18 protein-coding genes are annotated in these 21,982 nt (G+C 67.1%); 5 read left to right on the forward strand and 13 right to left on the reverse strand.

Annotation, left to right across the window (positions count from 1 at the left end; all coding sequences use genetic code 11):
- The first annotated feature begins 4 nt into the window (after nucleotides 1–4).
- The 4 genes from EH209_RS15930 (at nucleotide 5) to EH209_RS15945 (ending at nucleotide 4,266) form a co-directional block, all read left to right on the forward strand.
- A complete protein-coding gene (locus EH209_RS15930; protein ID WP_126663848.1) occupies nucleotides 5–1,774 on the forward strand; it encodes an ABC transporter ATP-binding protein in 1,770 nt (589 codons plus the stop codon).
- On the forward strand, nucleotides 1,771–2,583 hold the full coding sequence (locus tag EH209_RS15935; RefSeq protein ID WP_126663849.1) for an energy-coupling factor transporter transmembrane component T family protein: 813 nt from the start codon (nucleotides 1,771–1,773) through the stop codon (nucleotides 2,581–2,583). Before EH209_RS15930 ends, EH209_RS15935 begins: the two co-directional genes overlap by 4 nt.
- A gap of 98 nt (nucleotides 2,584–2,681) precedes the next feature.
- On the forward strand, nucleotides 2,682–3,446 hold the full coding sequence (locus EH209_RS15940) for a 2-phosphosulfolactate phosphatase (protein WP_126663850.1): 765 nt from the start codon (nucleotides 2,682–2,684) through the stop codon (nucleotides 3,444–3,446).
- Complete coding sequence (locus tag EH209_RS15945; protein WP_126663851.1) at nucleotides 3,430–4,266, forward strand: PHP domain-containing protein; 837 nt, start codon at nucleotides 3,430–3,432, stop codon at nucleotides 4,264–4,266. The genes EH209_RS15940 and EH209_RS15945 overlap by 17 nt, the downstream gene beginning before the upstream one ends.
- Nucleotides 4,267–4,308: 42 nt before the next feature.
- On the opposite strand, the gene EH209_RS15950 is transcribed toward EH209_RS15945, so the two are convergent.
- Genes EH209_RS15950 through EH209_RS15975 form a run of 6 tightly spaced genes read right to left on the reverse strand, consistent with a single transcriptional unit; the run spans nucleotide 4,309 to nucleotide 13,234 of the window.
- Nucleotides 4,309–6,168 carry an IucA/IucC family protein gene (locus EH209_RS15950; protein ID WP_126663852.1) on the reverse strand — a complete coding sequence of 620 codons (1,860 nt, stop codon included), beginning with the start codon at nucleotides 6,166–6,168 and terminating at the stop codon, nucleotides 4,309–4,311.
- A 3-nt stretch (nucleotides 6,169–6,171) separates the two neighbouring features.
- Nucleotides 6,172–7,680, reverse strand: coding sequence for a lysine N(6)-hydroxylase/L-ornithine N(5)-oxygenase family protein (locus EH209_RS15955; RefSeq protein WP_126663853.1), 1,509 nt, complete (start codon nucleotides 7,678–7,680; stop codon nucleotides 6,172–6,174).
- Complete coding sequence (locus EH209_RS15960) at nucleotides 7,673–8,350, reverse strand: GNAT family N-acetyltransferase (protein WP_126663854.1); 678 nt, start codon at nucleotides 8,348–8,350, stop codon at nucleotides 7,673–7,675. Before EH209_RS15960 ends, EH209_RS15955 begins: the two co-directional genes overlap by 8 nt.
- Entirely contained in the window at nucleotides 8,347–10,284 is a 1,938-nt protein-coding gene (locus tag EH209_RS15965) for an IucA/IucC family protein (protein ID WP_126663855.1), read from the reverse strand. The genes EH209_RS15960 and EH209_RS15965 overlap by 4 nt, the downstream gene beginning before the upstream one ends.
- A complete protein-coding gene (locus tag EH209_RS15970) occupies nucleotides 10,281–11,864 on the reverse strand; it encodes a pyridoxal phosphate-dependent decarboxylase family protein (protein WP_126663856.1) in 1,584 nt (527 codons plus the stop codon). The genes EH209_RS15965 and EH209_RS15970 overlap by 4 nt, the downstream gene beginning before the upstream one ends.
- Nucleotides 11,861–13,234, reverse strand: coding sequence for a diaminobutyrate--2-oxoglutarate transaminase (locus EH209_RS15975; RefSeq protein ID WP_126663857.1), 1,374 nt, complete (start codon nucleotides 13,232–13,234; stop codon nucleotides 11,861–11,863). Before EH209_RS15975 ends, EH209_RS15970 begins: the two co-directional genes overlap by 4 nt.
- A 391-nt stretch (nucleotides 13,235–13,625) precedes the next feature.
- Between EH209_RS15975 and EH209_RS15980 the strand changes: the two genes are divergently transcribed.
- On the forward strand, nucleotides 13,626–13,955 hold the full coding sequence (locus tag EH209_RS15980; RefSeq protein ID WP_126663858.1) for a HalOD1 output domain-containing protein: 330 nt from the start codon (nucleotides 13,626–13,628) through the stop codon (nucleotides 13,953–13,955).
- A gap of 37 nt (nucleotides 13,956–13,992) precedes the next feature.
- Here the strand turns inward: EH209_RS15980 and radA are convergent, their stop codons facing one another.
- The 7 genes from radA to htpX all read right to left on the reverse strand — a co-directional run bounded on the left by radA (nucleotide 13,993) and on the right by htpX (nucleotide 21,906).
- Entirely contained in the window at nucleotides 13,993–15,024 is a 1,032-nt protein-coding gene (gene radA, locus EH209_RS15985) for a DNA repair and recombination protein RadA (RefSeq protein ID WP_126663859.1), read from the reverse strand.
- 155 nt (nucleotides 15,025–15,179) lie between these two features.
- Nucleotides 15,180–16,373 (reverse strand): outer membrane protein assembly factor BamB family protein, encoded by a 1,194-nt coding sequence (locus EH209_RS15990; protein WP_126663860.1) that lies wholly within the window; start codon nucleotides 16,371–16,373, stop codon nucleotides 15,180–15,182.
- Between the two features lie 90 nt (nucleotides 16,374–16,463).
- Nucleotides 16,464–18,113: a GAF domain-containing sensor histidine kinase gene (locus EH209_RS15995; protein WP_126663861.1), complete on the reverse strand. Its 1,650-nt coding sequence runs from the start codon at nucleotides 18,111–18,113 to the stop codon at nucleotides 16,464–16,466.
- A gap of 378 nt (nucleotides 18,114–18,491) precedes the next feature.
- Nucleotides 18,492–19,145, reverse strand: a complete 654-nt coding sequence (pspAB, locus tag EH209_RS16000; protein ID WP_126663862.1) for a PspA-associated protein PspAB — start codon at nucleotides 19,143–19,145, stop codon at nucleotides 18,492–18,494.
- A gap of 98 nt (nucleotides 19,146–19,243) precedes the next feature.
- On the reverse strand, nucleotides 19,244–20,029 hold the full coding sequence (locus EH209_RS16005; protein WP_126663863.1) for a hypothetical protein: 786 nt from the start codon (nucleotides 20,027–20,029) through the stop codon (nucleotides 19,244–19,246).
- A 298-nt stretch (nucleotides 20,030–20,327) separates the two neighbouring features.
- Complete coding sequence (locus EH209_RS16010) at nucleotides 20,328–20,885, reverse strand: metal-dependent hydrolase (protein WP_126663864.1); 558 nt, start codon at nucleotides 20,883–20,885, stop codon at nucleotides 20,328–20,330.
- A gap of 139 nt (nucleotides 20,886–21,024) precedes the next feature.
- Complete coding sequence (gene htpX, locus EH209_RS16015; protein WP_126663865.1) at nucleotides 21,025–21,906, reverse strand: zinc metalloprotease HtpX; 882 nt, start codon at nucleotides 21,904–21,906, stop codon at nucleotides 21,025–21,027.
- Nucleotides 21,907–21,982 lie beyond the last annotated feature (76 nt).

Raw genomic sequence — 21,982 nt, forward strand, 5'->3', positions numbered from 1 at the left:
TCGAATGACTCGACACTCATCGACGGCGATTACAGTCGAAGACCTGGCGTTCCGCTACCCCGGCGGGGATGAACGGGTGGTAGACGGCGCCGACCTCCGGATCGATTCGGGCGAGTTCGTCGCCGTCGTCGGCGGCAACGGCAGCGGCAAGACGACGCTGTGCAAGACGTTCAACGGGATCGTACCGCACTTCTTCGAGGGCGAGTTCGAGGGGACGGTGACGGTCGGCGATGTCGACACCCGCGAGGCGTCGGTGGCCGAACTCTCGAAACGAGTCGGCTACGTCTTTCAGGACTTCGATAACCAACTCGTCTGTCCGACCGTCTTCGAGGAAGTGGCGTTCGCGCCGCTCAATCACGGCCTCGAGGACTACCGGGAGCGAACCTATCGAATCCTCTCGCGGTTCGACCTCGAGGACGTTGCAGACCGGTTCATCTGGGAACTCAGCGGCGGGCAGAAACACCTTGTCGCGCTCGCGGCCGCGCTGGTGCTCGATCCGGACGTGCTCGTCGTCGACGAGCCGGCCGCACAGCTCGACCCGGCGAACGCCAGGGAGGCGTACGAACAGTTAGCGCGGCTCAACGAGGAGGACGGCAGAACCGTCGTCGTCATCGAACACCACACCGAGTTCGTCGCCGAGTACTGCGACTCGATGGCGCTGGTCGCGGACGGCCGCGTGCAGTGGAAGGAGCCGGTCGTGGACGCGCTCTCGAACCTCGAAGAACTGCGCGAACGGGGCGTCCATCCGCCGCAGGTCACGCAGGTGGCCGCGGACGTGTTCGGCGACCGCGAGCGGTATCCCGTTTCGCTGCGCGACGGCGTCGCGGCGTTCGAATCCCTCGTGGGCGATGTCGACATCGACGCCGACGGCGTCGATGAGACGGAGGAGCGACCGACAGCGGACGACGATCCCGACGTCGCCGATCGCGCCAGCATCGTCGTCGACGACGTCACACACTCCTACGAGTCGCTCCGGTCCGGCCGAACGGACGTCCTCGACGGGCTCTCGCTCCGGATCGAGCGGGGTGACCGCGTCGCGCTCGTCGGTCCCAATGGAGCGGGGAAATCGACGCTCATGAGCCTGTTCGCTGGCCTTGAGAAGCCACGGTCCGGAACGGTAACCGTCGACGGTGTCAAGACGAACGGTACTCTTCCGGAGACGCTGGCCGAAGACGTGGTGTACGTCCGCCAGAACCCCGAGGAGATGTTCGTCGCTGATACGGTTCGGGACGACATCGCTTACTACCTCCGCGAACGAGACCGTGAGGGCGTCGAGGAACGGGTCGACGAGGTCCTCTCGTTTCTGGACCTGACCGCGCTGCAAGACCGGGACGGCCGGCTGCTCAGCGTCGGCCAGCAACGGCGCGTCTCGCTGGCGATCGGGCTGGCGACGGAGCCGTCGATCGTTCTGCTGGACGAGCCGACCGGGAGCCTCGATCTCGGCAGTCGTTCGGAAGTGAAACGGACGATCGATCGCGCGGGGGATCACATCGAAACCGTCGTCATCGCGACCCACGACCTCGAGTTGATCGCCGAGTGGGCCAATCGAGTTCTCGTCCTCGAAGACGGGGCGGTCGTCGCCGACGGCTCGCCGCGGTCGATCCTCGCCGACGGCGAACTGCTCGCGCGAGCGAGCCTGCGCCCGCCACAGGTCGCCCGACTGAGCGACGAACTCGGCTTCCAATCGCCCGCGCTCAGCGTTGGCGAACTGGCGGACCGACTCGCCCCGATCGCCGATGCCACCGTCGCGACCGGGCGGAGGGAGGATCGATGACGTATCTCGACTCGCTGCGCGAGGGAACGTCGATCGACTCCATCAAGACGGATCTGCTCCGGACGGCCTACGACAACGACGCGGCGTTTCTCAATCGGATCGATCCGCGCGTCCTGTTCGCGTGGTACGCCGTGTTCCTCGTCGTTCCGTGGCTGTTCTTCGATCTGATGATCCTCTCGGGGCTCCTCGCGTTCGTCTCGATCATCGCGGCCGTCTCGCGGGTCAGCAAGTTCCTGATCGCGACGCTCGCGTTTGGGACGGTCACGAATCTCGCGCTGTACGCCGTCATTGCCGGACTGCTCGGCGACGGGGCCGGGGCCGTCGTGGCGCTGCTTCCCTACACGTTCAAGCTGACCATCATTTCGGTCGCGAGCCTGGCGGTCTTCTCGAGCATGAGTCCGAAAGATATCAGCCGCGGGCTGCTCAGCCTCGGCGTCCCGCGGCAGTTCACGTTCGTCATCGCCTACGGCTACCGGATGCTGCCGGTGTTGCTCCAAGAGTACCACGACGTGGTCAACTCCCTCCGGCTCCGGAGTTGCGCCCCCGAGTCGCCTGGGTTCTGGCGGTGTCGACACTACCTGTACCTGCTTCGCCTCTCCGTACGCGCGTTCTACCCGATGATCTTCAACGTCGCAAAGCGGAGCCGAGTCACCGTCGAAGCGATGGAGTCCCGCGGGTTCTCGCAGTCGCTGCAGGGCTCTGCGAGCCGCGAACTCCAACTCGAGGAACTGCGCGTGCGTCCGTTCGACGTCGCGTTCCTCGTCGGGTCGCTGGCCGTCGTCGTCGCGATCGCCGTCTTGGGCAGCTGAGCGGACTATCTACCCTTCAACGTACGTTATTTTTTAACACGGATTTGGTCCGTACACCACATATACGAGTTCATGGTCGGATCGTAGAATGGCGGAGTATGGCCTCCCAGCCACCGCTCGAGATCGACGCACAGTACGCCGACGGGCTGATTCCGTCCCGAGGACAGCTTCCCCAGGAGCCCGAACCGGCCAACTACGTCGTCATCGACGTGACCCACTACTCGACGACCGTGCTGGAACTGTTCGACGCCGGCGCCGAGTACGTCCACGTGCCCGAGGAACGCGGCGACGAGTTCGCGTTCCAGGAGGACCATCCGGACGCGAAGATCGGCGGCGGCAGCAGCGACGACTACACGCCGACGGAGGGGTACGACTTCTTCAACTCGCCCAGCTACGTCCACGAGGTCGACGTCGACGGCCGACCGACCGCCATCACGTCGACGAACGGCGGCGCCGCGGTCACCGACCTGCGCAAGCGCGGCGGCGACGACATCGATATCTACGTCGGCGCGACGGCGAACGCGGCCGCCGTCGCCGACCACCTGCGCGGTGACGACAAACCGACCATCCCGGTCGCCGCGGGATCGAAGCTGAAGCCGTCGCCAGAGGACACCGTCGGGGCCGTGCTCATCCGGCGCTACCTCGACGGAAATCCGCCGAGCGAGGCGGAGCTCGCCGCCTACCAGGAGATCATCGAGGCCGGAAAGCTGGCGAAGTACGTCGACAAGGCCGACATCCGCGTTCGCGACCTGCTCGAGTACAGCAAGCGGATCGACGTCCACACCGCGGTGCCGAAGTTGGAAGGACAGCGCCTCGTCGACGTGGCCGGCGACGGGGAGGAGCGGAATGAGCCGTCGGCCTGACGGCGCCGGCGGGTCGGACCGCGAGCGCGGCGACGACCCGGCCCCGCGGTACGATCTCCACACGCACACGCGGTTTTCGGACGGCTCCGAGATGGCGTCGATGATCGAGGCCGCCGTCGCGGCCGGCTACGACGGAATCGGCCTCACGGACCACTGCATCCTCGTCGACGACGACCACGGCCGTCGCGATCGGTTCGACCTGGTCGAGACGTACGAACGGCGCCGCCGTCAGATCGACGAACTGCGCGAGCGGTATCCGATCGACGTCTTCGACGCCGTCGAGTGCAACTACGTTCCCGGAACCGAGGCGCGACTCGAGGCGTTCCTCGAGGACGCCGACTTCGAGTACGCGATCGGCAGCGTCCACCTCGTCGAGGGCTGCGACGTGACGGCCGCCGCCACCGTCGCGGATCGGCCCCGCGCGGAGCGTCGGGCCGTCGTCGACGCCTACTACGAGGCGCTCGTCCGATCGATCGAGTCGGAGCTGTTCGACGTCGTCGGCCACGTCGATCTGCCCGAGCGCATCGAACCGCTCCGCGGGCTCACGACCGACGCGCACTACCGCGCCGTCGCGGACGCGCTCACGACGTCCTCGACCGTCCCCGAACTCAACGCCGGTCGCGCGCGGCGCGGGCTCGGACGGCTCCACCCGAATCCCGAGGCCCTCGAGCTGTTTGTCGAGCGAGATATCGCGTTCGTGCTGGGCTCGGACGCCCATGCGCCCCGGGAGATTCGGGCGCGAAGCGAGATCCTGACGGACTTCGTCCGCGATCGGCCGCCCCTCCGGCTCGCTTCGCCGCCGTTGCGGTCGCGCCCGTAACGACGGGAGGCGTATCCGTCTCCGAGCCGCGGACCGCTCAGGTCACCGCTCGGGGTCGACTTCGGACAGCGGGTTCGGCACGGTGCCGTGCTCGATGGCGTGGGGCCGCTCGGGGCGGTCGCCGTAGCCGAAATCGACGATTCGGTTGCGGTTCAGCGTCAGTTTCGGGAGCGCCGGCTCGAGCAGGTCGAACAGCTCGAACCGGTCCTCGAGCTCGGGGAACCGCTCCTGGTAGTCCTCGATCGCGGCCCGGACCTGCCCCCAGAACCGTTCCTCCGGGTAGTCGTGATGACGGACCAGCAGGTCCGAGAGATATCGATAGACGCCCACGAACAGCCCGTAGACGACGAACAGGCGCAGTTCCTCCGGCGGCACGGACAGCAGAACGTCCTCGAGGTCGTCGGGCAGGTCCTGCAGTTCTTCGAGCGGGGCCTCGGCGACGTTGACGTCGTCGACGAAGTCCTTGACGGCAAGGCGGGACGGGCGGTCATCCTCGAGGACGAGGATCGTGTTCTCGCCGTGGGGCGAGAAGGCGGTCCCGTACCGGTAGAGGTAGTGCAGCAGCGGCGGGAGCATCGTGGCGAACAGCTCATCGAGCCACTCGGAGAGCTCGAGGTCGGAGCGCTCGACCAGCTTCGAGACGACCGGCTCGTCGTCCTCGACGTGGAGCAGCGACGAGAGGGTCATCGCCCGCTCATCGTCGTCGATCAGGCCCGTGACGCTCTCGCGCCAGACGGTGCCCAGCAGTTCCTTGTACTGGTAGGCCGGGGCCTCGAGCGCGTCGAACGTCGGGTGATCGAAGTTCACGCCGGCGATCTCGCCGGGGAGGACGACCTCGCACTCGTCGCGCAGGAACGGGTCCGAGTCCCGAACGTCCTTGACGTACTCCGTGACCAGCGGGGCGGCTTCGGTGCGCTCGCCGGGGAGCCCGCGCCAGACGAGCGTGTTGCTGATCATCATCGGGAGCTTGACGTTGTGCTTGTCCGGCTCGTCGGCGTTGACGAACGTCCGGATCGACTGCATCGGCAGGTACTCATCGGGACCCTGCCCCAGCGGCACGATCTCGTTCGTCGCGAGCTGTTTGCCGAACAGCGGCACGATGGTGTTCTCCCACTGCCAATCGTGAACCGGCAGGAAGAGGTACTCGTCGGGATCGAGGCCGCGGTCCTCGAGTTCCGCGCGGAACTGCCCGTAGTGGCCGTCGAGTTCCGACTCGAGCAGCGACTCGTGGGAGAGTCCCTCGACGCTCACGAACTCGGCCGCCTCGCGCGAGACGGCACACCACGAGAGCCGGATCGACTCGGCGCTCTCGGGCGCGTAGTCGCGGTAGTCGTCGTACCCCCAGCCGACCCGGCCCTTGTTGAACGTGAGCCACGGGTGACCGGTCATCTCGCCCTCGATCTCGGCGTAGGACATGTCAAGGACCGATTTCTCGGCGTCGGTCTCGTCGCCGTCCTCGGCGTCGATGTGGGCGTCCGCGAGCAGCGTGTTCGTGTACTCGCGGACGAGGTGGCTGGCCGTGATCGAGTCCATGTCGATCGTCGGCTCGATGTCGACGACGAACTCGAGGGGATCGTCGGCGGATTCAAACCCGTCACCGGCGTCGCGCTCGATCGAATCGGCGCGAACGCCGAGGGTGTCCCAGAACCGCTCGACGGCGTCGAAGCGGTAGCGGATCCCCTCGAGATCGATCTCGTAGGTGCTCCACTCGCCGTCCGACCCCGCTCCGGATTCGTCGACCGGTTCGGGCTCTATGATATTCTCGTAGGTGAACTCCCGCAGGATCTTCGCGAGCAGCTCCTGCCCGACGTCGGCCCAGCGGTCCTCGGTCAGCACGTCGTCTAGCGTGTCGATACCGTCGAGTCCGTACTCCGTCTCGGTGTCGTGTCGTGGATTCTGCATGAATTACTCCGTATCGGGTGCAAGCGATCGTGGCACGTCGGTGCGAACCGGCGCGTGGTCAGCGAACTGGTCGACGTCGAAGTCCTGGAAGACAGTGTTCCGATCGACAGGATACACCTCGCGGCCGGCGAGTCGCTCGATGATGACCGCGTTCCGGTAACAGCCAAGTCCGAGGTCCGGCGTGCCGACGCCGTGAGTGTGCATCTCGGCGTTCTGGACGAACACGCGGCCGCCGGCGTCGTCCGCCCCGCCGAGGTCCCCCTCGAGGCGGTAGTCCTCGTTCACGCGGAACCGACCCCGGTCGTCGAACGCGATCCGGTCGGCGATCGGCTCGAGGAAGGTCGGCGTCGGCCGCTGGTAGCCCGTCCCGAAGATCACGGCGTCGGTCTCGAGGGCGAACCGATGGTCCTGCTGGCGGTGTTCGCACTCGAGCCAGTAGCTGCCCTCGAGGTGCTCGATATCGCGGACCGCGGTCGTCGCGAGCATGCCGAAGTCGGGGTCGCGATCGCCGATCGAGCGCTCGTAGAGGGTGTCGTAGATCCGCTCGCTGGTCTCGGGATCGATCCCCTTGTACAGCAGGTCCTGGTCGGGCAGCAACTCGTCCTTGCGGGACTGGGGCAGGTCGTAGAAGTACTCCGTGTACTCGGGCGTGAAGTGCTGGAGCCCGAGCTTCGAGTACTCCATCGGGAAGAAGCCGTCCGAGCGGGTGAGCCAGTCGAGTCGGAACCCGTTCGCGGACTGGCGCTCGAGCAGGTCGAGGACGACCTCGGCGGCGCTCTGCCCGGAGCCGACGACGGTGATCGAGTCGGTATCGAGGATGTCCGGGCGACGCTCGAGGTAGTCGGCGGTGTGGAACAGGGGGGCGTCCCCGTCGGCGTGGTCGCGGGCGAACTCTGGCAGCGCGGGCCGGGAGCCGACGCCCATGACGAGGTCGTCGGCCCGGTAGCGGTAGCGCTGGCCCGTCTCGGGGGCGACGGCCTCGATGACGAACGTCCCGTCGTCGGCCGTTCCGTCATCGTCTGTCCCATCGGAATCGTCACGTCCGCCGCCTGCGTCCGCAGCCTCGTACTCGACGCTCGTCACCTCCCGCTCGAACTGCGTCGTCGGCACCGTCTCGGCGACCCAGCGAAGGTAGTCGTCATACTCGCGGCGGGGGATCTGGAACGTCTCGTAGAAGTAGAACTCGTAGATGCGGTCCCGCTCGCGGACGTAGTTGAGGAAGCTGTACGGGTTCGTCGGATCGGCCATCGTCACCAGATCCGCGAGGAACGGCACCTCGAGCGTGGCCCCCTCGATCAGCATCCCCTCGTGCCAGGCGAACTCGGGTTCGCGCTCGAGGAAGACGGCCTCGAGGTCGGGGTCGGAGTCCGCGCCGTCGAGCAGTGCCGCGAGCCCGAGGTTGAACGGCCCGAGACCGACGCCGAGGACGTCGTAGTGACCGCGATCGACGACGGGTTCGGAGGCGTCGTCGTCGCCGTCGACGACGGAGACGGTGCGGTCCTCCTCAGTCATCGTCGCTCACCTCGGCCGGTCGTGCGGCCGCCTCGTCCCCGTCCGCGGTCGCGGTCGGCGGCCAAATCTCGCGTTCGAACCGCTCGCGCGTACAGACGACGAGGGTCGCCGTCTTTTCCTCCTCCGCGAACTCGAACTGACGCCTGAGCTCGCAGCCGCACTGTTCGAGGACCGCCAGTACCGCGTCGTTGCGCGCGTCGGGTTCGGCGACGACCCGATCGGTCTCGGGATGACTGAACTCGAGGGCCATCATCGCCCGGAACAGCGGCGTCGCGTACCCCTCGCCGAGGTACTCCGGCGGCCCGATAAGGAGGTGAATTCCCTGATCGGCCGGCTCGGCGTCGTAGTACGCCGACAGATCGTCCTCGGCGGCCCAGTAGCGCTCCCAGTAGCTCATCGGGACGTGATCGAGACAGCCGACGTACAGTGTCTGATGGTCGTCCGCGAGCTTCTCCCGGAGCGTCTCGCGGAACTCGGGCAGCGACTCGTCGAGTTGCCAGTAGGGCTTGACGTGATCCGAGCCGAGCCAGGCGTGCAGGCGACCCAGATCCCGCTCAAGGTCGACCGGACGGAACCCGATGTGACGGTCGATCGTCTCGTCATAGTACTCGAAGTCGTAGTCCGAGACGACGGTGGCGTGGGGGCCGCGAGCGGTCTCTCGCGCCGTCATCGGCCCACCTCCGGCTCCGGCGCGTCCGGCGAGTCGGCCGCGTCAGTGGACTCGTCTTCCGGCGGGTCAACGAGCGGGTTCCGTACGTCGGCGTAGACCGACTGCTCGTCGAGCGAGGACGCCTCGAGTTCGTCCAGTCCGCGGAATCGGGTCAGCAGATTCGCCTTGCGCGGCACCGTGTCGGACTCGAGCAGCGGGTCGAGGATCGCCGTGCTCGGCCGGTCGAACGCCCGCAGGGACTCGAGTTCCTCGCGGAGGACGGCGAGCAGCCGCTCTTCGTCGACCAAGCCCGCGGTCCCGAAGGCGTTGACCACGCCGAGGGCGTTGTTGAGCAGGACGTAGTAGCGGATCCGCTCGTCGGCGACCGCGTCGGGACAGACGGTGCCGGCGCGCTCGCCGACACCGGGGCAGACGGCCTCGACTCGGTCGTAGGCGCCCTCCGGGAAGTAGTAACCCTGATTGTCCCGGTAGCGGAACTCGTCGGGATAGCCCGCCTCGTCCAGCGTGAGGACGCTGTTTTGCTGGTGGGACTCGAGTCCGATCCCCCGCTCGAGGTAGAGCCACAGCAGCGGCCGCACCGAGATTTCGAGATAGCGGCGGAACCACTCCTCGCTGACCGCGGCGGTGTCGCGACCCTCGCGCTCGGCGATCGAGGCGATGATGCGACCGAGTCGGGAAGTCTCGTCTCCGATCGCGTCCTGACAGAGGGCGACGACGGGCGTCGCCCGCCGGGCGTCCTCGCCCCGGAAGGGATTCGCCCGGAGGACGACCTCGAAGCCGGATTCGTCGTCCTCGACTCCCAGCGCGTCCGGGTCGATCGTCAGATACGCCGGGTCCCGAATCACGTCGAAGCCAGGGAATCGGTCGCGCAGGTCGTCGCCGAGTTCGGTCGCCAGCAGGTCCGAGATCGCGACCCCGCGCTCGAGTTCCGGCCGCTTGTTCGTCCGCAGCGAGTTGGTGATCTCGACGGCGAGCGATCCCTTGAGCATGAACGGCGAGTCGGGCGCGTACAGCGTCCGCACGGAGGTCGTCGGGTAGAACTCTCGGCCCAGTTCACCCAGTGACTCGAGTTTGCCCGCAGAGACCAGCTCCTGCACCTCGGGCCGCTCGAACAGTCGTTCGGCCTGCCACGGGTGGACCGGCAGGAGCACGTCGTCGTCCGCGAGGCCGTTGAGGACCGCCTCGTCGACGGTCGGGTCCTCGCGCAGCGTCTCGCGAACCCACGCCGCGGCGGACTCGTCGCGGGCGGACTCGCTCTCGACGATCGAGGGGTCGGCCCGAACGTAGTGTAGCGGGAACGAGCCCTCGAGTTCGGGGGCGTAGCGCTCGGCGTCGCGTTCCATCCCCCGGCGGCTCTTCGGCGTCGGGTGACGGAGGTGCCCGAAGACCAGCGACTGTTCGGCTTCGCGGAAGGTAAAGTCAGTTCCGTACAGCGTCTCCGCGTCGCCTGCGCGGGCGTCGACGTACTTCTCGACGTTCCGACAGGAGCGGACGACCCGCTCGATGAGGTCGTCTCGGTTCGGGTCGGCACCGCGCGCGAGTTCGAGTTCCTTCGTCGCGAGCGTCGCCAGCGTGGTGTAGTCCAGTTCGACGGGTTCGGGGTCTGCCTCGAGGGCGGTGTCGTTCGGATCGGGCTCGCTCGCTCCGGCTCCGGCGCGGTAGTACGCTGGCAGGTCGAACAGGTGGCGGCCCGTCGGCGACCGGTAATCGACAGGGACGAAACACTCGATCCCCTGGTTCGCCAGCGGGATCCGCAACACCTGGCCGCTGGCCGGTTCGCGGTCGATCGGCGCGTCCGACGCCGGGACGAACTCGCCGCCCCCGGTCTCGTGGCGGTAGCAGTTCAGGAAGCTGTGCAACGTGGCCTCGCGCGCGACTCGCGTCGCGTCGACGCCCTGTTCGTCGGTCTCGGGTGTCGTCTGTCGTGGAGTCATGCGGAATCAATTACCTCTCGGTCGGTTTCGAGCGCCTCGCCGCGGTCGACGACCGCCTCGAGGACGCCTCGAAGGTCGGAGAGCGTCGTTCGCGGGTTCAGGAGCGTGAGCTTCAGCGCGGCGGTGCCGTCGACCTCGGTGCGGGCGAGGATGGCCTCGCCGTCGGCTAACAGCTCGTCGCGAATCGCCCGGTTCACGCGGTCGACGGCGGCGGTGGAGGAAGAATCGGGACCGGATTCGTTGTCCGGCCGGTAGCGGAAGACCACCGCGCTCAGTTCGGGGTCACAGCACAGTTCCAGCGCCGGGTCGGCCCGGATCTCGTCGGCGACCGCGTCGGCCAGCTCGCAGACGTACTCGACGCAGTCGGCCACGCCCGTCCGGCCGAGAGCGTTGAACGTCACGAACGGCTTCAGCGCGTCGAACCGGCGGGTCGTCCGGGTCGATTTCGAGACGAGGTTCGGCACCCCGGCCGCGTCGTCGCGCTCGGGGTTGAGGTAGGCCGCGTTGCGCTCGAGGTGCCGATAGCGGTCGCCGTCGCGGAGCAGGAAGGCCCCGCAGCTGATCGGCTGGTAGAACAGTTTGTGGAAGTCGACGGCGATGGAGTCGGCGCGATTGATCCCCTCGAGCTTCGGCCGGAGCCGGTCGCTGATGGCGCACGCCCCGCCGTAGGCGGCGTCGACGTGGAGCCACAGGTCGCGGTCGGCGGCTCGGTCCGCCAGCGCCGCGAGCGGGTCGATGCTGCCGAAGTCGGTCGTCCCGGCCGTGGCGACGATCGCGAACGGGTGGCGACCGTCGGCATCGAGGCGCTCGAGGGTCGAATCCAGCGCCTCGAGGTCGATCCGTCGGTCGCCGTCGGTCGGGACGGAGACGACCGCGTCCTCACCCAGCCCGAGGTGGTGGGCGGCCTGCTCGGCGGTGAAGTGGGCAGCGTCCGAGCAGAGGAGGCGGAGGTCGGACGCCGCTTCGGGTCCGAGCCCCTCCGTCTGGACGTCGCGATCGAACCGGCGCTCGCAGTACCAGTCGCGGGCGAGCAGGAGGCCGAGGAAGTTCGACTCCGTGCCGCCGCCCGTGAAGACGCCGTCAGCGCCGGTCGGGTAGTCGAACAGGTCACAGCAGGCGTCGACGACCCGCTCCTCGAGGACGGAGGCCGCGGGCGCCTGATCGAACGAGTCCATCGACTGGTTCGTTCCCGACAGCAACAGCTCCGCGGCCAGCGCCGGGACCGTCGGCGGACAGTGGAGGTGGGCGACGCAGCCGGGATCGTGGACGCGAACGGAGTCCGCGAGCACGTCGTCGGCGACCGTCTCGAGGGTGTCCTCGATCGACGACCCGTCGTCGGGGACGACCTGCAAGTCGGCGATCCGCTCGCGGAGCGTCTCGTGGTCGGTTCCCGCGTAGGGCCCCGCAGACGTCGCGAACGACTCGAGGAGGACGTCCCGCGCCCGGTCGATCGCGTCCGCGTAGGCGGCGTTGCCGTCCGGGCCGCCGAGGAACGCGGTCGCGGCCGTCGGCGGCGGCGTCGGGTCGGCGTCCGCGGCGGGAGATCGGTCCCGGTCGACCGCACTGCGCTGTCCCGTCACGTCGGCACCTCCGTCGGCGACCGATCGTCGGCGACGACCGCGCGAACGCTCTCGCGGACGATCTCACCGACCTCGTCGATCTCCGATTTCGAGATCGTCAGCGGCGGCAGGAACCGGACGACGCTGCTGTGGCGGCCGCCGGTCTCGACGATCAGTCCGCGGTCGAACGCTTCCGACTGGACCGCCGCCGCGAGGTCGCCGTCGGCAGGGTAGTGTCCGAGCGAGTCGGGCTCCCCGTCAGGATCGACGAGTTCCATTCCGAGCATGAGCCCGCGCCCGCGGACGTCGCCGACGACATCGAAGGTCGCAGCTGTCTCCTCGAGGTGGTCCCGAAGCCGGTCGCCCATCTCGGCGGCGCGGTCGTCGAGGTCGTTCTCGAGGACGTGTTCGATGGTAGCGACGCCGGCGGCCATCCCGAGCTGGTTGCCCCGGAACGTGCCGGCGTGGGCGCCGGGCTCCCAGACGTCAAGCGACTCGTCGTAGACGACGACCGAGAGCGGGAGTCCGCCGCCGACGGCCTTCGAGAGAGTCATCACGTCGGGAACGACGTCCGCGTGCTCGATCGCGTACAGTTCGCCTGTGCGGCCGAGTCCGGTCTGGATCTCGTCGACGATCAGCGGAATGTCCCGTTCGCGGGTGATTCGGCGCATCTCCTGAAGCCACTCCGCGGGCGCCGGCACTGCGCCGCCCTCGCCCTGGACCGGCTCGAGGATCATTCCGGCGGGATCGACGATCCCGCTGTCGGGGTTCGAGAGCGTCCGCTCGACGTACTCGGCGCTCGTCCGCCAACACTCGTCACCGCCGAGCCCGAACGGGCAGCGGTAGGTGTGGGGGTAGGGCAGGTGGTGGACGTCTGGCATTAGCCCCGGAATCGGCTCCTTCGCCGCCGTGTCACCCATCAGGCTGAGGGCGCCGTTGGTCATCCCGTGGTAGCCGCCCTGGAAGGCCAGCATCGACCGGTTCCCCGTCGCCGTCTTGGCGAGTTTCAGCGCGGCTTCGACGGCGTCCGTGCCGGCGGGGCTACAGAACTGGACCTTCGCGTTCGCGGCGAACTCGTCGGGGAGGCTCTCGAGCAGTCGATCGACGAACCGCTCTTTCACCGGCGTCGTCAGATCGAGCGTGTGGACCGCCCGGTCGCGCTCGAGCAGGCGCTCCATCCGCTCGACGACCGCGGGGTGGTTGTGTCCGAGCGCGAGCGTCCCGGCGCCCGCGAGGCAGTCGACGTACTCATTTCCGTCGACATCCTCGATGACGGCGCCTTCGGCGCGGTCGATGGCCAGCGGCAGCGACCGCGGATAGGTCCGCGCGTTCGACTCGCGGCGGGCTTGTTGGGCGAGGAGGTCGTCCGCGTCGGACTCGTCACCGATCACGGCTGCACACCTCGCGTCGCCGATCGGTCATCGAGACGATCCGGTTGATATTTCAGTTCCGGCATACGACCTTTAGGCCAACCTAAACCGATAAAAGTACATCGGTTTTTAGGCCAACCTAAAATATATGTCGGATGCGCTGACGCTCCCGGTATCCGGCTGTAGAAGGCCTGAGAGGAGATCGGTTGAACACCGGACGCCGAATGTGTCCATCATCCTGTAAGAATAGTGGGGTGGATGGCACAGAATCAAGTTGACAGCAGACCGAGAGATTCGATCGGTCGGCTGAGGATGTCACTCGGGGGACGGTCACAGAATGGCTGGAGTTCGAATTTCGAAACCGATTACAGCCGCAGACAGCTATATAATAGCAGGGAGAGTACCGATTTCGATGATTATCCACTCGCTGTCGACGGATACCCCGCCATCCGACTCGATAACCGAAGCCGTCGTCGACGCGGTGATCGACGTCGAACGCTGCGATCCGCTGACGCTGCCGCCGCTGTGGGACGTGATCGACTCCGAAGCGCTGGACGGATTGTTCGCGCCGGCCAGACGTGGTCATCCTCGCGCCGGTCGCGTCGCGTTCGACTATGCAGGGTACGAGGTCTGCATTACGGTCGACGTTCTCGGGAGCGAAGTTCCCGCGAGCCAATCAGAAGCGACTGCTTCTGATGACGGCGACGAGACGATCAGCGTCTCGCTCGAGTCACTCGCGTAACCGACCAAAAACAAAAATCGAACCGCGGAACGGCGCGTTATTCCGGCTTCAGGCCTTCGTCCTGGACGCGCATGACGGCCTCGCCGTCGGCGAGGTTCGGCGCGTCAACCAGGCGGACGATCCGCTTGTCGCCCTTGGACTTGCGGAGGTAGATGCGGAACGTAGACTTGTGGCCGAGGATGTTGCCGCCGATCGGCTGGGTCGGGTCGCCGAAGAACGAGTCGGGGTTCGAGGCAACCTGATTCGTGACGATGACGGCGGTGTTGTAGAGGTTGCCGACCTTGTCGAGGTCGTGGAGGTGCTTGTTGAGTTTCTGCTGTCGGTCCGCGAGTTCGCCGCGGCCGACGTACTCGGCGCGGAAGTGGGCGGTCAGCGAGTCGACGCAGAGCAGGCGGACGGGGTACTCCGAGTCCTCGTGTTCACCCGCGAGTTCCTTGGCCTTCTCGGCCAGCAGCATCTGGTGGTTGGAGTTGAACGCCTTCGCGACGTGGATCTTGTCGAGGACGTCCTCGATGAGTTCGTCGACGGCGGCCTCGTCGTCGGCCGAGCCCTCGATCTCGCGGTCCTCGAGCGTCGCGTTGATGGCCTCGTCGGGCAGGCCGCGGACCATGTCGTCGATTCGCTCGGGGCGGAACGTGTCCTCGCTGTCCACGAAGATCGCACAGCCGTGGAGGCCGCCGACCTCCTTGGGAAGCTGGACGTTGACCGCCATCTGGTGGGTGACCTGGGACTTACCGGCGCCGAACTCGCCGTAGACTTCGGTGATCGACTGCGTTTCGATGCCGCCGCCGAGCAGGTCGTCGACCTCGTCGTTGTGCCAGCTCAGTTTGCCGATCTCGTTTCGTCGCTCGAGGACGGTCGACCCGGTCTCGAAGCCGCCGATGTCGGCCGCGTCGCGGGCGGCGCGGACGATGTCGGACGCGGTGGACTCGCCGACGTCCGCCGTGTTCGACAGTTCCGAGGGCGAGGCGACGGCGAGGCTCTGGAAGGAATCGAAGCCAGCGTCGTGGAGCTTGTCTGCGGTTGCCGGTCCGACGCCAGGGAGCGTCTCGAGGTCTGCTTCAGGCATATCCACTCCTTGTGCCGGACCCCTCATAAACCCTCGTTAACAGGGAAGTGAAAGTGAAACTGTGGGCGGGAACGGGGGTCGTTCGCGGACCCATCAGTAGGTTTATCAGAAATACCGAGACCGAACCGCGGACGAAACGAGCGTTTCTCGGCCGGTCACGGCGTCGACCGATCGGACTCCCACTCGAGGCAGTGGAGTCGACCGTCGTCGGTTCCGACGAACAGCGCGTCGGCGGCGAGCGCGGGCGTTCCTGCAATCCCGCGTTCGAGGTCGACGAACCAGTCCAGATCGCAGTCCTCGGCGTCGCCGGAGACGTCGACGCCGTACAGCGAGCCGGTGGCGTCGCCGATACAGAGCACGTCGCCGGCGACGACGGGACTCGAGCGAACCGGGCCGTCGAGGGCGACGCCCTTCTTCGAGAACAGCCACCCCCGCAGTTTGCGCCGGCCGAAGGTGGTGTCGGTGACGTGGAGGTAGCCGTCGGCGGCGCCGACGAACGTCGCGTCGGCTCCGGGGAGGACGGTCGGGGAGGACGTAAACCCGTCCTGGATCTCGTAGGTGAACCACGACTGCCCGGTGTCGGCGTGGAACGCGACCAGCGTGCCGTCCTCGTCGGCGACGTACACGCGTCCATCGGCGACCGTCGGCCCGTCGACGACCGCGCCGCTGGTCGGTGCGTTCCACAGTTTCTCGCCGGTGCCCGCCTCGAGCGCGATCACCGTCCCGGCGGCGGTGCCGACGTAGACCCGATCCCGGTCGCTCACTCCTTCGTCCATCTCGGCGTCGTCGAGCGACAGCAGGTCGATCTCCGTTTCGTCGGGGTCCGCTCCCCACCCCCGTCGCTCCCGGTCCTCGGCGCGGTCGACCGCCGGCGCGCCGGCGACCGCGGTCTCAGTCTCGTGGGTCCAGACGGGGGTTCCCGTCTCGGCCTCGAGCGCCGAGAGGCCGGCCGCGTGGCCGGCGTAGAGCAGGCCGTCGGACAGCGCGAGCGGCGACTCGAGCGCGCCCGCGAGTTCGGTTTCCCAGCGCTGCTCGCCGGTCCTGGGGTCGAGTGCGCGAACGGTTCCGTCACCGACGGCGAGGTAGAGACCGTCGCGCCCGACGACCGGTGCCGTCTCGACTTCACCCGCCGTCTCGACCGTCCAGCGACGGCGGCCGGTCTCGCGCTCGAGGGCGTAGCAGTCGCCCCGCCGCGTGCCGACGAAGACGGTGTCGCGGTCGAGAACCGGCGACCCCGGCGGGCCGACGAGGTCGGCCGTCCAGACTTCCGTAACGCGGTTCGGTCCCGCTGTGTCGCGGCGGACGCCCGAACGGTGCGGGTCGCCCTTGAACTGGTTCCAGTCGCTCACTGGATGGTGTTACCGAGCGGACGGGTATTAATCGATGCGACCGCGGCGAATCGATGCCATCGCTCGAACTCGCTGGATCGAACCCGCTGGTCAGGAGGAGGCGGACTCTAACTCGGCCGACTCGAGACCGGTGAACTCGAAGCGGACGCCCCCCGCGGGGCTCTCGCCGACCGAGACGTCCCAGCCGTGGGCCTCGGCGATGCTTTGGACGATATTGAGACCGAACCCGGTACCCGAATCGCTCGTCGTGTACCCCATTTCGAACACCGACTGACGACTGGCGGCCGGGATTCCGGGGCCGTCGTCTTCGACGACGAACCCCTCGTCCGTCCGGCGGACGGTCACGGTCACCGCCGGGTCGGCGCTATCCGTGCGTTCCGCGCCCTCGCCGGCCGCGGGCCGGCCGTTCGTCGTGCCGTGCTCCAGGGAGTTTCGAAACAGGTTCTCGAGAAGCTGCTGCAGTCGATCTCGGTCACAGGAGATGACGCCGAGATCGCCGTCGATCCGGAGCACCGCCCCGGACGTCCCGACCGTCGACCACGCCGCTTCGACGACGGGACGAAACGGGACGTGCGTGCAGTCGTCGACCAGCTTGCCCTGTCGCGCAAGCGTCAACAGATCGCCGATGAGGGCATCCATCCGGGCCAACGCGTCCGCGGCCTGATGGAGGGAGTCGTCGTCGTGCTCCTCGAGCGCGAGCTCGAGATTGCCCGTCGCGACGTTCAGCGGGTTCCGGAGGTCGTGGGAGACGACGCCGGCGAACGCATCCAGCCGCTCGTTCTGCCGAGCCAGTTCGTGCTCGCGTTCCCCGAGGCGCTCGCGCGCGTCGATCGAGGCGATGGCATGACCGATCGTCTCCCCGAGTTCCGCGAGAACTTCCCGCTCGTGGTCGTCGAACACGTTCTGGCGGTCTGCGTAGATGCTGAAGAATCCGTAGACGGTGTCGCCGTGATCGATCGGGACGACCGCGAGCGACTCGACGCCGTGGCTCTCCATCTGGTCCCACCACGGCTCCATCGTCGGATCCTCGAACACGTTCGGCACGCACTGGAGTTCACGAGTCTTGATCGCGCGCCCGCCGGGGCCGGTTCCAGTCGGACTGTCGTCGACCGAAACCTCGAGCGACTTGAAATACTCGTCGTCGAATCCCGACCACGCCGCGGGGCGAACGTGGGCGTCGCCCTCGTCGTAGCGGCCGATCCAGACGGCCTCGTAGGGATCGGACTCGCTCAATCGGTTGCAGACGGCCTGCTCGAGTTCCGCTCGCTCCGTCTTGTCCACTAGCTCTCGCGTCGCGATGCGAAGCGTGTCGTTGATCCGATTTAACTGTTCGATCGACTGCTGGTGCTCCAGCCCCCGGACATCGTAGATACCGACTAGCAAGCCGACGAGCGCGCCGAAGGTCGCGACGTTGACCATCGCCGCGAGCGGGTTCAAAAGCGAGACGCCGCCGACCACGGTCGCGGCGAACAGCCACGCGCCCAGCGCCGAGAGCGCCAGCACGCCCGCACAGGTCCACGCCAGTATCCGCCCCGCGAACCACGCGGAGAGCAACTGCCCTCGAGCAAGCAGAACGCCGACGGCGACTAGTCCGAGAGACAGCAGGAGGGGGGTTACCGCGACGAGCGTCCGCACCGACGTCCCTCGTAGGCCGACGAGGTTGGTCAGGTGGAACAACGAGAGAACGAGCCCCGCAGCGGCGAATAGCCGGCCTGCGAGCGGGTTGGAAACATCTCTCATTGCATCGGTCATTCGGTAATACGGGGCCGCAATTATAGGTACTCCGGCCGAGCAGATCAGCCGTCTACCCGTCGTTCCGAACAGACGACTGCTCGGTAATCAGACGACGAAAACGGACGCGAGCGGTCGGGTGGACGCGACGCTGCTCGAGTCCGTGACTACCGGAAACGGGTGGGAAGCGGCAGGAAAAGGGGGGGCAACTGGTGTATGGCGCAGTTGGTGATGATGTGGCTTGGAGTGATTCCTGCCGTATCTCTAAGTATGGCGTGGTCGGGCATAGCGGTGATGCCAACACGATTTGGTATCGGCCCGGACGGCCGTTCGGCAGGGACAGCGCGCTCGAGTCGACGGCGCGAGAGCGACGGCTGCCCGGCCGGCTCACTCCCAGGGGTGGGTCCCGCGCTCGCTGGGCCAGAGCGGATACCAGTAGTCCTTGTCGCGTTCGATCTCGAGTTCCCCGTCCAGTGTCGACTCGAGTTTGAACTCCGCGCTCGAGTCCCGCTCCCGGCCCGAACGGGGGGCGAACGGGTAGAACCGGCCCCGGCGGAACGAGTAGATCCAGTAGGCGGGTTCCGTCACTTCGGCGGCTTCGCCGCCTCCGTCTCGATGCCGCAAAGCGGCATCGCCCTTCTCGTACGCGAACACCGCCGCGAGTAGCCGCGAGCCGTAGTCGCGTTCGATGAATGTGTCCGCGGCGAAGTGCATGCTCGTGATGAGGTCCTCCGGGTCGTCGTCTCGGAGGACGACCCAGTGGTAGCCGTGGTCGTCGCTGGTGACCGAGAACTCGGTGCCGGTCTCCTCGCGGCCAGCCTCGAGGATGGCCTCGACCTCGTCGACGGCGTCGCGAAAGCTCGCCGAGTCGACGCCGGAGAAACAGAGCGCGCCGACGTCGGCCGACTTGTAGCCCAGATCGGCCTCCATCGTGAGGTAGGCGGTGCTCATCCCGAACAGGTCCTCGGGGTCGGCGTCGCGTCTGGCGTCGGTCTCGGCGCGCAAGCCGAGCACGGAGCGGAGTCCGTCGAGTAGTCCCATACGTTACCGTTCGAAGGCGACCGGATAGAAAGCATCGTTCGACGAGGCCGCGCCGGTCGCGGTCCAGCGCGCCCGAGGGGACGACGGCACGGCTATCGTCATCCACAATCGCTCCGATCGGCGAACGCGGTCCCGTCCCGACCGCCGATCCGCGACCGCACCGCCCGCTCGATCTTCCAGGCCAGGGCGGACAGGACCGCGGCCGGGCCGAGCAGAAGCAACCCCATTCCGCTGACCTCGGTCATGTAGAAGGCGTGCCCGTAGAGGACGTACGGGACGACGATCGCGAACGGGACCAGCGGCGAGACGAACCCGTCGCGAAGCAGCGCGAGCAGGGGAACCGCGGCGGCCGCGGTCGCGAGGACGAGGACGAGCAGCGCGACCACCGGTCCGCCGAAGAAGAACCCGAGGACTCCCGCCGGCAGGCCGACGAGTCCCGCCGAACCGACCGCGACGCGACGGCTGGAGTCGTCCCCCGGAAGCGGCGGCAGATTCCGGAGTCGTCCGGCTCCCAGCCGGTACCCCTGACGGATCGCGAACTCGAGGACGCCGGCGAACACCACGAAACCCCCGGTGAGACCGGTGACGATCGACATCACGTACATCTCGAGCAGGGCCGAATCGCCCGCCCCCGACAGTTCGACGGCGACGACGCCCGAGAACAGGGCGACCAGTCCGCTCGCGGGCGCGAGCAATCGAGTGTGTGCGCTCACCAGTACCGGGACGGCGCCCTGAACGAACGCGAGCAGCGCGAAGACACCGAGCAACGAGGTCGCTTCGACCGTCGTGTACTCGAGAGTCTCAAACAGTGCGAGGAGTGCGCCGACGTGTCCCCCGCCGGCGAGGAGCGCCGCCGCAACCGAGCGGCGGTTCGGACGGATCATCCTATTTGAACCTCGTTGCGGTTAGTCGCCGGAGAGCCGACGCGAGCCGGACCGTTCGGGACGGGGATCGGGTTCCGCACCGTCTCATATCCGGCGCTGGTGTCCCGAATCCCGACGCGGGTCGACCGGACGGTGCCCGACGGCGGGATTCGCTCGGAGGGCAGAGAGTTCGACTGCAAACAGACCACTATATGTTCTACTTCTTACGTTAGTATAAATACCCTATATGAGGAACATATCGTTCGCCCAGTTGCTGTTTCCGCTGTTTACGCGCTCGGAGGCGACGCTCGAGGCGCGATCAGCCGACGCTCCACCGCGTCTCGTAGGGATACCGCTCGGCGCGGTAGAGGGCGACGTGAATGACGATCGCAGTGACGATCAATCCGAGGTTCACCGGCGTCGAGTCGTAGGCGACGACATTGAGGACGACCTCGTCGAGGTACAGCGGCCAGAGGGGTTCGATCGCCGCGTCCGGTTTGGCCGAGAGCAGATCCACCGCGACATGGCTGAGCCCGCCGGCCCAGAACGCCGCCGTCGTGAACACGAACGTCGTCCCCGGAGTGATCGAGTCGCTGTGGATCAGCCGATTGGCGTTCAGGACCGGGGTCAATGCATACGCGGCGCCGACACCGAAGACGACGCCCACGATAAGCATGAACGGCACCGTGTGGGTAATTCCGTGGTGCTGGAGCAACGGGTGCACGAAGTGCTCTCGGAGGAAGAGATCGACGTCGGGGAACAGCGCCGTCGCCTGCGTCAGGACAGCGAAGGTGACCGCGGGACGGCGCCCCCACAGGAGCCACGCTGGGACCGCGAAGAGGAGGGCCATCGCGACGTGACCGATCGGTTCGACCATGCCGGTACAGTCCGTCGATTCACGCTTAAGTAATCGCCGCCATGCGGATACCCGGGAGGGATGAGCACCACTCGAACGGAACATGTTCGGGAGAAACGATCGGCGCGCGTCGATCAGGATGCACGTCCGGGGCTCTCGATCACGCGGCGAGTTCGCGCTCGAGGTTTCGAAGTTGTTCGACGCGCTTCTCGGTCGGCGGGTGAGTGCTGAAGAGGCGACCGACGACGCCGGACTTGATCGGGATGATGAAGAAGGCGTTCATCTCGGCCTCCTCGCGCATGTCCTCCTTCGGCACCTTGTCCATCTCGCCGGAGATCTTCAGCAGCGCCGAGGCGAGCGCGGAGGGGTTGCCGGTGATGGCGACCGCGCCGCGGTCGGCGGTGTACTCGCGGTACCGCGAGAGCGCTCGGATGAGCAGGTAGCTGATGATCCAGACGACCAGCGAGACGAGGATGGCGACGATGATGCCGCCGCCCCCTCCCTGCCGACCGCGGTTGTGACCGCCGCCGAAGAACGCGCCCCAGCGGACGATCATGAACGCGATGGTCGAGAGGAACGAGGCAATGGTCATCACCATCATGTCCCGGTTCTTGACGTGGGCAAGTTCGTGGGCGAGTACGCCGTCGAGCTCGTCCTGATCGAGCGTGCGCATGATCCCCGTCGTCACGCAGACGGCCGCATTTTTCTGGTTGCGACCGGTGGCGAAGGCGTTCGGCACCTTGGAGTCGACGACCGCGACCTTCGGTTTCGGGAGGTCGGCCTGCTGTGAGAGCCGCTCGATCGAGGCGTGCAGTTCGGGATACTCGTCGGCCGAAACCGTCTTCGCGCCCATGCTCTTCAGCGTGAGCGTGTCGCTGAAGTAGTACTGGGCCAGCGACATCCCGCCGAACAGGACAATGAAGACGACGAAACTACCCATGTACGCGGCGATTACGCCCGCGAAGACGATGTACAGCGCGAACAGCAGAAACATCGTCAGGAACATCCGGAAGCGTAATCCCCAGTCCGCCTGCCAGTTCATAGCTAGACGAAGGGGCTCCGGAGAAATAAGTGCCCTGACGAGACGCGCGAGGGGACACCCTCCAGGTCGACAGCGA

The sequence above is a fragment of the Haloterrigena salifodinae genome (assembly GCF_003977755.1).
In the GTDB taxonomy this organism is placed as follows: Archaea; Halobacteriota; Halobacteria; order Halobacteriales; family Natrialbaceae; genus Haloterrigena; species Haloterrigena salifodinae.

Excerpts from the sequence above, each read along its gene's own strand:
- EH209_RS15930 (WP_126663848.1), top strand. The coding sequence starts at position 5 with ATGACTCGACACTCATCGACGGCGATTACAGTCGAAGACCTGGCGTTC.
- EH209_RS15935 (WP_126663849.1), top strand. The coding sequence starts at position 1,771 with ATGACGTATCTCGACTCGCTGCGCGAGGGAACGTCGATCGACTCCATC.
- EH209_RS15940 (WP_126663850.1), top strand. The coding sequence starts at position 2,682 with ATGGCCTCCCAGCCACCGCTCGAGATCGACGCACAGTACGCCGACGGG.
- EH209_RS15945 (WP_126663851.1), top strand. The coding sequence starts at position 3,430 with ATGAGCCGTCGGCCTGACGGCGCCGGCGGGTCGGACCGCGAGCGCGGC.
- EH209_RS15950 (WP_126663852.1), bottom strand. The coding sequence starts at position 6,168 with ATGCAGAATCCACGACACGACACCGAGACGGAGTACGGACTCGACGGT.
- EH209_RS15955 (WP_126663853.1), bottom strand. The coding sequence starts at position 7,680 with ATGACTGAGGAGGACCGCACCGTCTCCGTCGTCGACGGCGACGACGAC.
- EH209_RS15960 (WP_126663854.1), bottom strand. The coding sequence starts at position 8,350 with ATGACGGCGCGAGAGACCGCTCGCGGCCCCCACGCCACCGTCGTCTCG.
- EH209_RS15965 (WP_126663855.1), bottom strand. The coding sequence starts at position 10,284 with ATGACTCCACGACAGACGACACCCGAGACCGACGAACAGGGCGTCGAC.
- EH209_RS15980 (WP_126663858.1), top strand. The coding sequence starts at position 13,626 with ATGATTATCCACTCGCTGTCGACGGATACCCCGCCATCCGACTCGATA.
- radA (WP_126663859.1), bottom strand. The coding sequence starts at position 15,024 with ATGCCTGAAGCAGACCTCGAGACGCTCCCTGGCGTCGGACCGGCAACC.
- EH209_RS15995 (WP_126663861.1), bottom strand. The coding sequence starts at position 18,113 with ATGAGAGATGTTTCCAACCCGCTCGCAGGCCGGCTATTCGCCGCTGCG.
- pspAB (WP_126663862.1), bottom strand. The coding sequence starts at position 19,145 with ATGGGACTACTCGACGGACTCCGCTCCGTGCTCGGCTTGCGCGCCGAG.
- EH209_RS16005 (WP_126663863.1), bottom strand. The coding sequence starts at position 20,029 with ATGATCCGTCCGAACCGCCGCTCGGTTGCGGCGGCGCTCCTCGCCGGC.
- EH209_RS16010 (WP_126663864.1), bottom strand. The coding sequence starts at position 20,885 with ATGGTCGAACCGATCGGTCACGTCGCGATGGCCCTCCTCTTCGCGGTC.
- htpX (WP_126663865.1), bottom strand. The coding sequence starts at position 21,906 with ATGAACTGGCAGGCGGACTGGGGATTACGCTTCCGGATGTTCCTGACG.